Here is a 16,150-nt window from a genome sequence, read left to right on the forward strand (position 1 = left end):
ATCAAATCTCCCAAAACCGGTCGTCGTTCAGCATATCCAACGGATTATCGGGTGCCGGTATGATGGTCAACTCGGCAAGCGGAGCCGGCTTGTGAATATGATAACCTTGCCCGTAATCGACGCCTATTTCCTCCAATATTTGCTGAATTTCAGCATTCTCGACATATTCGGCTATCGTTTGCAGCCCCAGGGAATGAGCGATTTCGTTCATTGATCGGACGATGGCCACGTCGGCTTGGTTGTGGGCTAAATCCTTTACAAAAGCCCCGTCGATCTTCAGATAATGAACTTGCAGGTTTTTCAGATAGGCGTAGGAGGAATAGCCGGAGCCGAAATCGTCCAGCGAAACTTTGCAGCCGAATTGCTTAATGGTTTCTATAAACCGAATAGTGAATGCAATATTTTCCGAAGCGACGGTTTCAGTAATTTCGAACGTGAGTTTTTGCGCAATCAAGTCGCTTAAAGCCGCCAATTTAGCCACTAAAAACTCCAGGAAAGTTTCGTTATTAACCGATTGCCCGGAAAGGTTGATCGCAAATCCGTCTATGCGGCCAAACTCGTCGGCGCGATTATTGATCCATGCCAACACGTCTTCGATCACCCAACGATCGATTTCAGGCATACGTTGACAACGTTCCACCGCCGGTATGAAGGTATCCGGCGGAATGATACGCCCCTCCTCATCTCTTACCCCCAATAAAATTTCGTAGTGCGTATGCCGGCCTCGATTCTGCCCTATCGAGGTAATCATTTGGCAGCGCGTAAATAATCTGTTTTCGGCAAATATTCGATCGATTCGGCCTATCCATTCGTGAATACTGTTCTGACGGCGTATGTCTTCGTCGTCCGAAGCAAACGCCAGCACCCGATTTTTCCCGGATTGTTCCGCCAACATGCTGGCTGAGTCGGCTTGTTGCAGTAATTGTCTGACGTCAAAACTATTTTGATCGCAAAACACCAGGCCTATGCTGACGCCTATGGCATAACTGTTGTCTTGCCATTGAAAATGGTTGTCCGCCACACGATCGGCTAGCTCGGTGGCGCGCCCGAATGCTTGGTCCAAGGTGCAATTTTTAAACAATACCGCAAACGATTGTTCGCCTAAACGCGCCAAAAAGTCATGAGCCGGCAGTTGCGCGCGCGCCAAGTCGGCGATTTTTTTAAGTAATTGTTCGCCGCCGGCTAAACCGCAGACATTGGTGATCAACCTGAAATCTTGAACTTCGATATGGCACAAAGTATGCCCGGACTGGCCTAAATTACTAATTTCGTGCTTGAATTGCTTGATAAACTCTTCCCGAGTCAAGGTATCGGTAACCGCATCGGTAATTGCGCTGGCGACGACTTGCTGATGCATGTTTTGCAGCATCGCTTCCGTCACTCTTTCTATTAACGGTACGTCCAAGTTTTCTATAGGTTTGGCGGCGTAAGTTCGCAGCATGGCGGCCAACTCGTTGGTACTGAATTCGCGCTTGTTCAATCCTTCGCGGTTAACGAATACGTATCTTTTCAGAAATTCGCCTATCCAAATCAGCTTCATCGGCTCACTGCTGCCGTCTTGCAACGTTACAGATAGCCAATCGCCGACATGCATTTGTTTAACCTGCAGTAAAAACGAATCGGTTACTGTAGGGAAAGGATCGACGATTTCGGTTGGCTGAGGTTGATAGCCCACTTTCATAGCCGGCTTTCTAGCAGCGTTTTCGCCTACTCCCAATAACGTAACGGTAAGCTCGGAAATGAGTTGATGGTGTAGCCGGGCGTCGGCAAAGATCGATTTGAGCTTATCGTCGATGATCCCCAGGGTGCGCTGTATATCGCTGCGCTTCATCGTTAAGGTGGCATCGTCAGCGTTGAACCAAGCCAATAAATCGTCCAACACGCCCCAATAGGCCGCGCGTTCTTCCGGCCGCTGTTCTTTGGTCAGTTCGGCGACAGTCAACAATTGCTGCCAACCCGTCTCCAGTAATTCCACAATCACCGTCGGAATCCGGGCCTGCAACAAACGCTCATTCAACGCTTGTTGCACGGCATGTCTGGCAAATTCCAGCTTTTGCCGTCCTTCGTAAACTTCGATCAAGCGATGGATCACCACTTGAGTCGATTTGGTTACTTCGGTTGCCAACCATTTCAATTCGTGCGCCACTTCTTTAAACGTATCGGGATTGGCTGTCGATTGTTTGACGATTTTGCCGATCAACTCGTCGACCGTCTCCTTGACTCGAACGGTTTTCACCGCTTTGTTACGCTGTATTGCCGAGTCCAGCAGCATCAATTGATTGACAACCTCGCGTGCGGGATGCTCGTCGTCTCCGAAGAAATCGATACCTTCCAGGCACAGCGTCAGTAAAGGTAATTGCATGGTATTCAGATAACGTTTTAGCAGCGGAGAAACATAGCTGTAACTGCCGACGGCATCGAAGAAATGATCCAGCATCTCGATACAACTGGTATTGCTACCGCTAAAGGCCTTGGCCGCTCCTTCGGCATTAGCCAGCAATTTGGAGAGCTTTTCTTTGCAGTCTATCGGTTGTGAAAAATCGAAATTACTAGCCAGCAAAGTGAGCTGAAGCCGATTGATAGCCGCCGTTAAATCGGACAGAGGGTAATATGCGCCGGGTTGCTGCGCTGCCGATGCCGGCGTGCTTGGGGTTGTAGACGAGGCGACAAACTGATTCAGGGTTTGTAACGCGTGGATCAGTTTGGCGGAAACCGCTTCCGATACCTGCTGGCCGGCGCCGACAGTTACCGCTTGTGCCGGCCGAGCGCCGGCCGTAGCGCCAGGATTTATCCCTTGGCTGGCTAATGAAAATTCTATTGGTACCACATTTTCGTTATCGAAGTAGAAAACGGGCTGAGATCCGCGCGTGACCACTACCGGAGCCGGCTGAAGCTCGCGGGCCAAGGCCGATTGTCCTTGTAAAAAGTCTTGTGCCTTATGAAAAAACTCGGGCAACCCCGAACGCAACGTGGCGTGAAAAACTTTGTATACCATCAAGTTCAAGTCGTTACTCATTTTTAGCGACAAAGTCAGCTCACGAAAACTGTCGCATAGCACTGAAGGTCTTAGCGGATTGCTTGATGTAGCCACCGAGTGGCCGTAGATACGGGCCAGCTGCCAATTGATTGCGTTGAGGCTTGCTTCGAATTGAGCATCCAATTCTCTGATGATGGCGGAGATATTCAACCAATCTTCGAATTCGCTTTTATCGACCAACTGCATAGAAGTGCTATCGATGACAATGTCATTTTTAACGGCTTTTTTTTCCTCGATAAATTCGACTTGACTGCATACCGACTCGGAAACCGCGTCGATAATTGCTTGCCGTCTTTCCGACCAATCGGAAATGAAATCGTCAAGCTGCGACTGATTGGCAAAATACAGCTTTTGACTGTTGTAAAGAACGATATTGGAATGAAGGGACTGAAAAAATTCATTGAGCAACAACGGGATATTGGCGGTTAGAAACTCAAGGAAACGTTTCTCCCAATGGGCTTGTTCGACTTCTCTGGCCGATTTGGAAACGCCGCCACTCTTTTGCGATTTACCGGCGGTTCTTGATTCTTTCAACAATGCGCTATACGCCAACGGCGGCATATGATCCACCGCAACACCGACACCGGACGGTTTGACATGCACGATTTCCGCATCGACTTCGAAGGTATCGTGCTCTTGAACCACAAACCTTACCAGCACCCGCTGCTTTGCCGACAACGCTTTAAGATAATCGCCGCTGTTATCGACTTCCAGAAAAAAACCGCCCATACAGAAATCCACGATCCGGCACGGAACCGCTTTATCTTTTCCGATGAGCATGGAAGGTAATGCGATGGCATACCTTAAGTGGCGTCGTTGACTATGAGATTCCAAATCAGACATTCATTGCGAATTGAACATATACGAGCAGGCTGTCGCGCGATTAAACGCTCGGCGCTGACTGAAGCCGGTCGCTCTGCATAAATTGATAATGGAAAATCCTATTCATCTTTCAAAAAATTATTGAAATGGTCTATCCATACGCTTGGAATTAGCCGTTACGTTAACGCAACGACGTCTACAGAGTACTACCGTTCCAAACCCGAATCCAGGCTCTGGGTATTTTATCGCTCGGCCAGACAGATTACCGTAGAGTTTAGAAAAAACTTTGATCTTTGTCCTGTAGCAAGCTCATCACTATTGCCGGCAGTTTTTACGGAATGTCTGATAGAATTCGCCAGTCGCATGTCGGTATGTCCGTTGCCTGTGGTGACGAAAGGTACTAAACCCATTCCAAAACGGAAGATCTTGGCTCTCCGGAGCTTATGACTTCTTCAAATCCCGCTGGAGGTGGATGTGTCCTTATCGGAACAAGCGCTGATAGCAATGCTGGGAATAGCGCTATTTCTTTGGTGGTTGCCAAAAACAAAATCGGCGATCACCCACAGTAAAGCGCGGACGGCCGATTGGCCTAGTGTAATTTTGCCGCTCAGCGTAGTGGTTGCTTTTGTAATTTTGTTAATTACTCTGTTAAGAAATGACTGAATACGAGGATTTCGACGAAGACGGCGAGGAAAGTGTCGAATATTACGCCATTCGCCCCAACAAAACCCAATTGAAAAAGGAATTGGGGGCGATTTTCGACATGGTGGAAGCGATAAGCCGACATAAGCCGGAACAAATTCGGGAATTCGGCTTACCGGAAGCGATAGAATCGGCGCTGCTGGACGTTGCAAAGATGGGTAAAACGGCGGCCCGTAAGCGCTCGCTGAAATACATTACCGCGCAACTAAAAGAGTTGGAATTGGTGGATCAGGTTAAAGAACATTTGGATCGAATCAGCAACAAAAGCGCTCACGCTGTTCGCGAACACCACCAATCCGAACGCTGGCGCGATCTGCTATTAAGCGACAATGGCAAGGAACAGCTGACTCGTCTTGTCGATGAGTTTCCGGATGCCGACGTGCAATATGTCAGGCAATTGCAACGCAATTCCCTGAAAGAGCTGGAGCAAAACAAACCACCGAAATCGGCGCGTTTGCTGTATCAATACGTAAAAGAACTGGTTTCCAACGCCCATTAGACTTCGCACCCTCCGGCTTACACGCACCGGTGCATCATCATTCCTAGGCCGGCGGTGTGGATTTTCTTTCCAAGAAAATAATCACTTTGCGGAACAAATGCCCGCCGGAATCGAAGATTGCGTTGATCAGTACTTCTTGACTGTAACGCTCTCCGGATGCTTGCCGTGCGACTAACAACCCTCGCCATTTTCCAGTGGCGGAAATGGCTTGATCAACGGCCTCCGGCATCCCGGCCTGCTGCTCTGCACTGACTAGAATGTTTGGAATGCGGCCAATCGCATGTTCCCGGCGATAACCCGTCAGATTTTCGTAAGCGGGATTGATATTGAGAATTCTATTGTCGGCATCGGTTATCAGCATGGCCTCGTTGCTGTTCTCGAACACCGAAGCCGCTAATTTCAAAGCATCTTCATGCGCTTTACGCTGGCTAATATCGCGCGCGAATCCGACTGTCCCCAAAACCTTGCGCTCATCGTCGAATAGCGGGGCTTGGTAAATTTCCTGCCATTGCTCCTGTCCTTTAAACGACAGACTTTCTTCGCGGTATCTGCGCTGACCGGAACGCATTACTTCGCAATCTTGCTCATAACACTTTTTTGCAATCCGGCCGGGGAAAAGATCGAAATCCATTTTGCCGATTACCTGGTCGGCGTCTATGCCGTATCTTTCGATGAAGCGGCGGTTCACCGCCAAATATTTACAGTTTTGGTCTTTTAGCCAAACGACGAACGGAAAGTTATCGAGCAATGCGCGTTCGTAATATTGCTTGTGCAGCAAATTGCGCTCCGAGTTGCGTCGTTCGGTAATATCGTTGAAATACCAGATTCGCCCGTAACAATTGTTTTGTCTATCCAGAATAGGCCAGGTAAAGCGCTCCAAGACCAAACCATTGATCAGTTCAATCTCATCTCGACTCGCTTGATCCGGATGCGCATACAAATATGCGACTTGCTCGGCAAACTGATCGGGATGTTTGGTTTTATCGGTGACGAACGCCAATTGAGCTTCGTCGTTAACGTCATCGGCTATTTCGGGAGGAATTTCCCAAAACTCGGCGATACGTCGATTCTGTAACAACTTTTTACCTTGGGTATCGACCGCCAGAACGCCGGCCGGAGACGAATCCAGCAAGGCTTCCAGAAAAGTGGTACGCCAGGTGAGCTGATCTTCGATGCGTTTACGCATCGTAATGTCTTCGTATGTTCCCAATAAACCGATAATATCGCCGTTACTATTGCGCAACGGAAACTTAGAAGTCCGCAGCCATATTAAATCGCCGTACTTATTGATTTGCGGCTCTTCGTAAGCGAAAGCGCTTTCACCGGTTTCGATGACCCTCACGTCGTCGGCTCGATAGCGTTCCGCCATCTGCCACCAGACTAAATCATCGTCCGTTTTACCGACCAGTTCGGCTACCGAATCACAGCCGGCATCCATCGCGAACAGGTTATTCGCCCCCTGATAACGCCGCTCTTTGTCCTTCCAGAAGATTCGAATCGGTAACGTTTCCAGTATCGTATTTAAAAAAACGTTCGAGTCGGATAAGGCCTTGCCTATCCGCGTTTGCTCGGTTACGTCTAAAAATATCGTTAGGTACTCGTTCTCGAATACCCCGCTGAGTTGGCCTGTCGTAGCAATCACGTGCCGGATCCCGCCGTTTTTACACTTGACTTCCATTTCTACCGGCTCAAACTCCACTCCCGGCCGGCCGGCATTCCCTAAGCGTTTTACCCACAATTGTTGCATCCGATTTCTATTGGCGCTGTCGGGAATGGCTTTTTCCCACCAATCGCTCAAGCTCGGAATATCGCGAACCGTATAACCGAATGTAGAGATAAATGCCGGATTCAATAAGGTGATGCGCTGTTCTGCGTCGATCAGCGCATAAGATACCGGGGATACGTCGATAATCGATTGCAGCCTATGCTCGCTGGCGGCTAATCGGGCACTGGTCTGCCGGGTATCGTGCAAAATCAACGCTAACAAGGTCCCCAACGCCGAAAACACCATTTGGAATAACCAATAGTTGACCAAGCCGCTTTTTTCAAAATCGTGCGCAAAATAGCCGTTACCGGATGCAGCGCCCAATAGTGCAGTCACTGCTGTCACAATCGCCACCCATTGCACGCCATGCCGAGCAAAACGCGTCGCCCCCCAGAACATGACGACGAATATCCAGTAATCGCGGGCAAGATCGCCCAGTTGCGCCTGGAACATGCCGAGAAAAACATCCAGCGCCGTTACTACGGAAACCGTCAAAAAAGCCAAGGTTTCTTTCAATCGCTGCGGAGTAAACCATTCCTTGGGCCATTGGCGCCAAACCAACAGGACCGGGACCACCGAAATTACGCCTAACACGTCGGACATCCACCAGTGCAGCAATGCAATCGGTAATGCTTCCACGGGTAATAGATCTTGGCTCATGATCGCCACAGGGCCTACGCTGGCACTGATGAAGCTGCAGCAGATCGAGATGATGCCCAGATAATAAAAGTGCTCCGGCTTGTTAAGATCCGGAGAAAATTTTGTCGTGTGCGTCAGCCACCACGTCGCCAAAAGCGGCTCTAAGGTATTTCCCACCGCTATGGCTGCGCTCAATCCCCAGCCGTCGTTGACCATCAGGCCTGCGACAAGCGCACCGGCAAATATTCCCGGCCAAACTCGCGGACCTTTTAAAATCAACACGGCAAGAGCCAGGCCCGACGGGAACCATACCAACGTCACGTTGCCTTCTGCCGAAAAGTAATTTAAGACTAATTTTCCTAATGCGGCATATAGCACGGCCATCGATACCATTCCCAATACGTCCTGCCATCGGTATTGCGGAAAAACCATGCGTGCCACCCAATTTCCGATTCAGTCTTACACTAGACAAACGCCGAGAAACATATTTTGTCCCAAACCCAAGTCGGCAGCGAAATCAGCGCCCGATAAGCCGCGCTGAGTGCCAAAACGATAAAAATAATACCGCTGATTTTTTTTAACAACGATAAACGCATGCGTTTCAACAGGGTTTTACCGGCCAAAATGCCTAAACCCGAGGTAAGCGCCAAGGCTAGAGTAGCGCCTGTCCAAACCGCCCACGGCTCTGCCGTGGAACTTAAAGCCGCTACTGCCAACTGCGTTTTATCGCCAAATTCGGCTACCGTAATCAGCGTCAATGTGGTCAAAAACATACCGCGCCGGCTGATTTCGACCACCTCCTCTTGTTCTTCCTCCGCGTTAGCGAAAATAGCGTGTAAGCCAAACCCGGCAAACATCAGCGCTACGCAAGCTGCCAGCAAATACTCGGGCAACCATTGCGCCAAAGCAGCGCCAAACAATATGGCTAAGGTGTTTAGCGTAGCAAATGCGCTAACCGCTCCCCAAAATACCGGTGCGCTACGATGTTTCGAAGCCAACACCATGCAAACCAACTGACTCTTATCGCCAATCTCGGCCGCTGCAATCACGACAAAACTGCTAAAAATGGGAAACAACGCCTGCTTTATATCGGCCGTATGCCAATAACCGAACCAATTGATCGTCAATTCCATGTGTGGATTTTTCGGAAAATAATGAAAGCTCTAGTTGCCTGGGCCCGTTAAACCATCAACCGATTATCTTGTCCAGTATCATCATGATGATGAAGCCGCCCATCAACGAAAAGGTCGCAACCCTGGAACGGCCTTTGGCATGCGTTTCCGGAATAATTTCTTCACTGATGACAAATAACATCGCGCCGGCCGCGAATCCCATCGCTATCGGTAAAAACGAAGAAAAAACCGTCACCATGGTGATGCCCAACAATCCACCGACCGGTTCCACTAAGCCGGTCAAGGTCGCGATACCGACAGCCTTCCATTTGTCGTAACCTAAGCCGACCAACGGCAAGGCGACGGCCAAGCCTTCCGGGATATTTTGCAACGCGATGGCAATGGCCAGCACGCTGCCGTTGTGCAGGTCCCCGGTGCCGAAACTTACTCCGACCGACATGCCTTCCGGAAAATTATGTATGGTTATCGCGATGATAAATAGCGAAATCTTTTGCAGGGAATCCAGGCTTTCTTCGGCAACCGTTTCAAAATGCAAGTGCGGCAGCTTTTGATCCGCGAAATGTAAAAACAGCGCACCCAACAACATGCCGACCGAAACAACCAGCAAACCTTTACCCGGCCAAGCTTGTTCGCCAAAGTCAATTCCCGGTACCAACAAAGAAAACGCGGTAGCCGCCAACATCACCCCCGCTGCAGCGCCTAACATGCCGTTAAACAACCGCGCCGATATATCTTTCAGGAACAAGGCCGGCAAAGCGCCCAACCCTGTCGCCAAACCGGCCAAAATACTTGCGAAAAACCCTATGACGACTAACGAACCGAAAAGCAGATATAAACTACCGAACACCAGTATTTGACTCAACAAAAACGCGCTCAACCACGCCGCCCATCGCTGCGGTTTCGGTAATTCCATCACCCTGGAATACAGAGGGTAAGCCTGTAATTGCTGCACCCGATTGGCAAAAAACAGTTCTAAGTCAAACATAAGTATCCTTATCGCACGTGAGTGAAAAACCGATTATACGCAAGGATTTAATCCCACGATGAAACACTTACCCAAGCCGTGCCGCTTGACCTTTTGCAATAAGCTTTACTTTGTCGAAAAAATTACATTTTGTGCGTTTTCCCGTGCCTCATCGGTAATGAACGACTAAATATCCATTTCAGGCCGTTAGCGCTTGCTTCCGACAGACGCCGGATAGCGCTGTTTTCACAAAGGCTCGGATTCTTGGTATTCAATTTGCTGCTGATTGAAAAACCTTTTCAATCAGCCAACCGGAGAAAAAGCATGCATCACAGTCCGTGGCCGGAACAAGAAGAGCTATGGGTCATTTGGAACGGCTCGCTCGGCATTGTCGATACCGTGACGATCGGGCGGATTGAAGCCGGGCCGGCTGGCCGAAACGCTTGGCTGGAGGAGCCTTACGATATGGTCGGACCGTTTAATCTCGATGAACTTGAGGCAAAAGGTTGGATGGATTTTGCCGCTTGCGCGGTCATGTCGCGGCAAAAATGGCAAGACGATCAAGTGGCGTTGCGTCGGGAATCCCTCAAACAACGCCGCGCGGCGCAGGCAAGGCTATTCGAGTACCAAACACGCTACAACCAAAGCCGAATTCAACCGCCAAACCACGACCGCCGACTCAGCGACCGGCAACATCGCCAAGTCCTGAATTTGCCGTTAGACGGAGCGCTCGATCCCACCCAGATCAAAACCGCTTTTCGGCGGCTGGCTCAGAAGGCCCACCCCGACGTCGGCGGCAGCCATGAGCAGTTTATCCGGATCACCGAGGCCCGCAATGCGTTGCTGGAACGAACGGCGTGATCGGCGGGCGATAAGTTTAGCTCGGTCATCTCCTAATCAAGTTCCTCTGCGCCGGACTGCATTCCGTTGAACCGATGCAAAGGCTCGCACAGGGCCTCCAAAGCCCGGCTGCGCCAGTTGCCCAGCAACAGTCCATGAATGCGCAAGCCTTGTTGGCGTTTTAGCGTTTCGATGCGCTCAAACGCCGGAGCCTGTAAAGGGAAGCGTCCGTCGGTAATCAGGAGAATATCGGCATTTAGCCAAGCTTCGTTGTGTTGTTTGGCCAAGGCGTTCAGTAAAGGTTGTACGACGTCGGTACCGCCGTGAAAGCTATGTTGCAAAAATTGTAATAGCTGCTTCAAGCCACCGCGGGTTAAATCCAGTTCGTGCTCCAGTATCTGCTGCGGCCCGCTAAATGCGTAAATATGACAAGCCCGGTGTTCCGCGTAGGCCAGCCGCAACACCTCCAACACAATGGCTTTGGCGATCGTTTCCGGTGCGCCGTGCATAGACGCCGAGGTATCCAAACATACAATGATGGGTCCGGCCCCCAAGCCGCCGGGTTGGACTTGCGGCGGGCATTGCGCGTCCACATCCAAGTCCTGCTCCTCCCAAAGCGGCTCAGGCAGCAAACCATGGCGGCAATAAGTCAGCAAGCGCCGCTCCGCTCGACGCGCATGCCATAACCACTTGAGTTTGGGATGCCCCAGTTGCGACAGTTCGCTGGGTAGCATGCGCGTCAAGTCGTCGTCTAATTCGATGCCGCCGGTTTCCATAGGGGGGTGGGGATTATGCTGCGGCCGCGGCTCGGGGTACGGGCGTCGTAACGGCGCGACGATGCGTTCGGCCAGTGCCTGTAAGTTCTCCGTGCCGATTGAACGGCGTAAACGTCCGATCAGCGCAATCAATTCGACCAATTCCGGCGAGTCCTGCAACAAACGCCGATAACGCACGATGTCGCGCCAGCCGTGCACGGCTAACACACCTTGAGTCAAATCCCAACCTCGGCCCAGCAAGCCGCCCAATTCGGCGTACACGGCCGATAGTTGCTGCCAGGTTTGTGCCAGTTCACGCCAGTTGCGTTCGAGAGGTTCGCTCACTATTTTCTCTATCTCAACGCCGGGGCCTGAAGAAGTGCTGCCTGACGGCGGGGTTGCCGCTACGCTGCCATCGGTATTTTCATTTTGGGCCGGGCTAGGTTCGCTTGGCAAATCCGCCAGCCCGGGGGGCAGCGAATTCAAGCTCAATCGCGATTCGTCGACAACGTTGTTTGCTTGCGGCAATGGTTCGGATGGGCGGGTGGGGGCCTGTGACGATAAGTTAGGCTCACCCCCGCCGCCCGAGCGTTCGACGTGGTCGGCCAGCCCTTCCGGATCGGCGAACGACGAGTCTTGGTTTTTGATTTTCTGGCGCTGGGCCAATTTGTCGACGAAACCGTCCGGTTTCAGAGCGAAATAATCCTCGGCGCTACCTATACCTTCCAGTAGATCCAGCAAGATGCTGTCGGTCAGCTCCGCTTGGCCGCGGCAATACTGCACGATTTCCAAGGTTTCCAGGCGCATCAAAATAGTATGGCGAATGTTGCGTTCCGGCCAATCGGTGGCGTCCGGCTCCGGTAATTGACCGGCCAGCAGACAAGCGCGCCAGTGCAGCACCGCAGCGCTGCGTGCCAATAATTCACCGTGGCTATGGGTAACGACCGGGCTATAAAGACTGTCCGGCAATGCGTCCAGCAAGGCAAAGCGGGTTTCGAAGCGGCGAAACATCAGCCGAGTTGCGGCAAACCGGCGTAACCGTCGGCCACCGCCTGCAGCCGGGCAAGCAATTGTGTTACATGCCGCAAGGCTTGTTGCAAGCCGGCCGCCGCCGTTTGCGCAAACTCGGCCGGCAGCCATAGCGGATCGCGCAAGGTAGCGGCTAACGAATCGACTTGGTTTTGCACGCTGTCGCGCAAAGCGGTCAGCTCCACCGTCAAACGTCCGGTTTCGGCTAGCCGCGCGGCGATGAAGGCCGAACTGTGTTTTAACGGCTCCATGCACGGTGCATTTTCTATCCGTTCGATGAAGCGGTTGGCCGGATTGGCGACGTATTGGTCCAGGTGTACCCATTGGCCGTCCAAATGCGTCTGTTGGTACAAGCGGTCGAAAAAGCGCTGCGCCAGTTCCTGCTTGCTGTAACCCGTACCGTCATTGCTGCGCTCCTCGGTGCCGGGTGGAGCGAGGTACAAAAGCTGGCCGTCGCGCATGACCGCATTATGGGTGACGGGCTGTAGAGTGGTGCGGCCGTCGGCAGCGATAAATACCGGCCGGCCTTGATGGTCCAGCCGTTGCACTTGGCTGTGACTGTCGCGCTGCAAGGCGGCTTCCCAAGTCGCCACCAATTTGTCCAGGGCCGGCAAGCCTAACTGGCTGCCGGTGCCGACGTAACGGCAGTACCATGCGAATAGCATTTCGCGTTGTTCCGGATCAGACCACAGACAATGTTGCAGCAAACCGCAATCCCAAATCGACACCTGCCGCCTGTCGTCGGTAAACGCGGCGACTTTCAGCAGTTTGACGGCCTTGCGCCAGCGCCGATCCGAGACCTGTAGGCCGTTTTGTTGCAGAAATTGCCGTAACTCTTGAAGCAATGTTAATACCTGCTCCGGCAAGGTCACTGTGACGGCGTCGGCTTGAATTCGGGCAATCTCGTCGCGACTGAAGCGCAATCCGGCGTCAAGCTGAGCCTTGGTTTCGGTTAACTGTAACAACGCGACAAACTGCGCATCGCTGACCGCCTGCACCTGATAACGGCATAAAAACCGGTCGTACAGGGCAAGCAAGCTATCATCCTCCGGCAACTCGTTGCTGGCGGCGATCACCGAGATCAACGGCACTTTGAGCCGGGCATCGCCGTTGTCGAATTCGCGTTCGTTCAATAGCGTCAACAATGCATTCAATATCGCGCTGTTAGCCTTGAAAATTTCGTCTATGAAGGCAATGCTGGCGCTAGGCAAATAACGTTCGGTCAAGCGCAGATAGCGGTCTTCCTCCAAGGCCTTGATCGACAGCGGCCCGAATAGCTCTTCCGGCACCGAAAATTTAGTCAGCAAGCGTTCGAAGTAACCGCCGTCGCTGAACGCCAAATGCAAACGCCTGGCCATTTCGCTTTTAGCGGTACCCGGCTGGCCGAGCAATAAAAGATGTTCGCCGGCCAACGCGGACAGCAAGGCCAAACGCAAGGGTTCGTCGCGTTCCAGCAAGCCGGCGGCGAGTTGGCGGACCATGGTTTGGATGCGGCTTTTCATCGACTTGCCTAGCTATTTATCCGCTAACTGGTAACCCGGCATCGAGCCGGCCACAACCGAGACGAAGACGAAAGGCTCACTGCCGGAATTCAAAGCACCGTGTACTTCGCCGACTTTAGCCACCGCGATGTCGCCGGGTTTCAGTTTCATGCTTTGCCGGCCACCCAAATAATAATCCGCTTCGCCGGAAATGACCGTCCAGGTGTCTTGCCCGCCCGGATGGACGTGGGCGGCAATTTCCTGACCGGGCGCGACGTGCCAGGCGACGATGGCGGCGTGCTCGGTTTGCAATACCAGCGAGCGAATGGGATCGTCCGCACAGGGTTGCAAATAATCTTGCAATATAAAGATACGCTGGTCCGCTTGCATGCTTTATGCCTCGCTAGGTTAAGGTTGAATCATTTACCGAAAATCCATTTGATGTGCTTAATCATGTCGTCTAGGGAGTGGGCTTTGATGGTTGCCATCAATTCGCCGACATCGAATGCGTGGTGGCGCTCGTATACCACGCCGTGCTGCGGCGCGTCGGCCAGGCCGGTTTCGCGGGCGTGCTCGACGAAACCTTGGTTTTTCCAGAAAAACGCCCCCGGCATCGTGGTCGGAATCACTAATACGAAGAACAGCGAACGGCCGAACACCGCGGATATCAGCATCGCCATCGCCAACGCTAGCGCACAGGCCAGACCGAAACCGCCGGAAACGCCGGTTAGCGATAACATCCAGGCTTGAACAACGGCATAGGCTAGCAGGCCGTTACGCAGCCAATAGGATTTACCGTAAAACGTGGTTTGTTGATAGTGCGAAGCGGCGCCTTCGTTGCCCAGGGCTTGCATGTCGCGGGCATGCATCAGGTGTCCGAACGCTTCCAGGCTGAGCCCTGTAGCGATGACGGCGGCCAAGCCGGCGCTCAGCGCTGGCAAACCCGCTGTTGACAGCGGCAATTTCGTCAAAGCCGCCACCGCGACGATCAAGCCGCCAAGACTGAGCATGCTGCCGAAAAACGCGGTACCGGTTTGGTAATGGTTCCAAAACGGCCGGGCCGGAATCCGGTACAGTTTGTACATGTAAAACAAGCCGACCGGGCCGCCGATCAGCGCCAACATGCCGAACATCCCGGCAATAAAATCGGTGAACCCGTTATCGAACAGTGCAAACGCGCTATAACCCAGCAATCCGGTGTAAAACGCCGACACCCCGGCAATCTCCCGGCTGACCGGCGACAGACGCAAATTGTTGAATCCGCGGTAGAAACGATGCGGCTTGCCGAGATGCATATTCAATTTGTACAGTCCCAAGCTGCACAACAACACGACGCTCGCCAATAACGGGGCGAACACCGGGGATTGCTTGACCAAAGCCAGTTCCGGCAAGCCGAGGCTAGGGCCTAGCAGCATAAGCAAGAAAGCGCCGAGTGTGCCTTGGGTACACAGGGTGAAAATCACGTGCGCGCTCTCGTGACTGGTCAGCAATTTGCGCAAATTCCAGTGCATCGCTTCGCCGTGCTTGCGGTCCACCACCGGTTTGAATAGACCGACCTGATCGTCGCGGTGATATTTGACGGGCATACTGTCGGTGCGGGTCATTTCCCGATGGGTGGAACGGGTTTGCTGAAACCGGATGTTGGGGTGGGTAATCTCGGCGCTGGGAAAGCCGGGAATCTCGGTTTTGGCCTGCACCCGCCCTTCCGGAATGTTTTCGACCACGCCGAAATCCAACGCATTACCCAAGCAGGCACTGACGCAAGCCGGCTTGAGGCCGACTTCCAGACGGTCCACGCACATATTGCATTTACTGACCTGACCTTTGACCGGGTCCAGCTGCGGCGCATTGTAAGGGCATACCCAGGTACAGTAGCCGCAGCCGAAACAGATTTCCGGATCTTGCAGCACCGCGCCGTATTCTGTGAATTTGGTGTAAGCGCGGGTCGGGCAGCCTTTCAAGCACACCGGATCGTCGCAGTGGTTGCAAGCCATCGAAATATTGATGCGCTGATAATTCGGATAAGTCCCACCTTCCACGAAGCCGACCGAACGAAAGGCGATGTGGGCCGGATTGTCGTTTTTCTCCGAACAGGCCGATTCACAGGCGTGGCAACCTATGCAATTGTCGGCGGTAAAGAAAAAACCGTGTTGCTTATACCGATTGGGATTGTCGCCGATGCCGCTGTCGCCGTTGATATTCAGGCTCTTGCCGTGCAAATCGTCGCCTGCCTTTGCCAACTCGATGTCTTGTCCGTAGCGGTTTTGCGTTTTGGTTTCCTTATCCCACAAAAACGCGTAGTCGGGTTCGTCGTTTCTTACTTCAAACATAGTCAATCTCGATTACCGGCGAAATGCGCCGAAAATTTGGCCGACCCGGGACAAACAAGCCCGAGTGCCGTTCGATTCGTGGAGTCGCGCCGCACCCGCGGCGCCGTGGTATGCCGATTGCGCATCGGCGAGCGGAACGCTAATTGCCGCTCGT

The 16,150-nt window shown here is 52.5% G+C and carries 10 protein-coding genes; 2 read left to right on the forward strand and 8 right to left on the reverse strand.

Annotated features, from left to right (window positions below; all coding sequences use genetic code 11):
- Position 1: 1 nt before the first annotated feature.
- Positions 2-3,880: a DUF1631 family protein gene (locus tag AB0A83_RS10400; RefSeq protein WP_367154061.1), complete on the reverse strand. Its 3,879-nt coding sequence runs from the start codon at positions 3,878-3,880 to the stop codon at positions 2-4.
- Positions 3,881-4,514: 634 nt separating this feature from the next.
- On the opposite strand from AB0A83_RS10400, the gene yjgA reads away from it, so the two are divergent.
- On the forward strand, positions 4,515-5,060 hold the full coding sequence (gene yjgA, locus AB0A83_RS10405) for a ribosome biogenesis factor YjgA (protein WP_150048206.1): 546 nt from the start codon (positions 4,515-4,517) through the stop codon (positions 5,058-5,060).
- Between the two features lie 43 nt (positions 5,061-5,103).
- On the opposite strand, the gene AB0A83_RS10410 is transcribed toward yjgA, so the two are convergent.
- Genes AB0A83_RS10410 through AB0A83_RS10420 form a run of 3 tightly spaced genes read right to left on the reverse strand, consistent with a single transcriptional unit; the run spans position 5,104 to position 9,582 of the window.
- On the reverse strand, positions 5,104-7,896 hold the full coding sequence (locus AB0A83_RS10410; RefSeq protein ID WP_367156161.1) for a PAS domain S-box protein: 2,793 nt from the start codon (positions 7,894-7,896) through the stop codon (positions 5,104-5,106).
- A gap of 32 nt (positions 7,897-7,928) precedes the next feature.
- The gene (locus AB0A83_RS10415; protein WP_367154062.1) at positions 7,929-8,597 is read right to left on the reverse strand and encodes a TMEM165/GDT1 family protein; all 669 of its coding nucleotides are present in this window, start codon (positions 8,595-8,597) and stop codon (positions 7,929-7,931) included.
- A gap of 55 nt (positions 8,598-8,652) precedes the next feature.
- Complete coding sequence (locus AB0A83_RS10420; protein ID WP_150048209.1) at positions 8,653-9,582, reverse strand: ZIP family metal transporter; 930 nt, start codon at positions 9,580-9,582, stop codon at positions 8,653-8,655.
- Between the two features lie 303 nt (positions 9,583-9,885).
- On the opposite strand from AB0A83_RS10420, the gene AB0A83_RS10425 reads away from it, so the two are divergent.
- Positions 9,886-10,422: a J domain-containing protein gene (locus AB0A83_RS10425; RefSeq protein ID WP_150048210.1), complete on the forward strand. Its 537-nt coding sequence runs from the start codon at positions 9,886-9,888 to the stop codon at positions 10,420-10,422.
- Between the two features lie 32 nt (positions 10,423-10,454).
- On the opposite strand, the gene AB0A83_RS10430 is transcribed toward AB0A83_RS10425, so the two are convergent.
- Genes AB0A83_RS10430 through AB0A83_RS10445 form a run of 4 tightly spaced genes read right to left on the reverse strand, consistent with a single transcriptional unit; the run spans position 10,455 to position 15,996 of the window.
- Positions 10,455-12,167, reverse strand: coding sequence for a VWA domain-containing protein (locus AB0A83_RS10430; protein WP_367154063.1), 1,713 nt, complete (start codon positions 12,165-12,167; stop codon positions 10,455-10,457).
- Entirely contained in the window at positions 12,167-13,687 is a 1,521-nt protein-coding gene (locus AB0A83_RS10435; protein WP_367154064.1) for an AAA family ATPase, read from the reverse strand. The genes AB0A83_RS10430 and AB0A83_RS10435 overlap by 1 nt, the downstream gene beginning before the upstream one ends.
- Positions 13,688-13,699: 12 nt before the next feature.
- Positions 13,700-14,056: a cupin domain-containing protein gene (locus tag AB0A83_RS10440; RefSeq protein ID WP_150048213.1), complete on the reverse strand. Its 357-nt coding sequence runs from the start codon at positions 14,054-14,056 to the stop codon at positions 13,700-13,702.
- A gap of 29 nt (positions 14,057-14,085) precedes the next feature.
- Entirely contained in the window at positions 14,086-15,996 is a 1,911-nt protein-coding gene (locus tag AB0A83_RS10445; protein WP_367154066.1) for a DmsC/YnfH family molybdoenzyme membrane anchor subunit, read from the reverse strand.
- Positions 15,997-16,150 lie beyond the last annotated feature (154 nt).

It is taken from the genome of Methylomonas sp. HYX-M1, from assembly GCF_040741385.1.
GTDB lineage: Bacteria > Pseudomonadota > Gammaproteobacteria > Methylococcales > Methylomonadaceae > Methylomonas > Methylomonas rhizoryzae.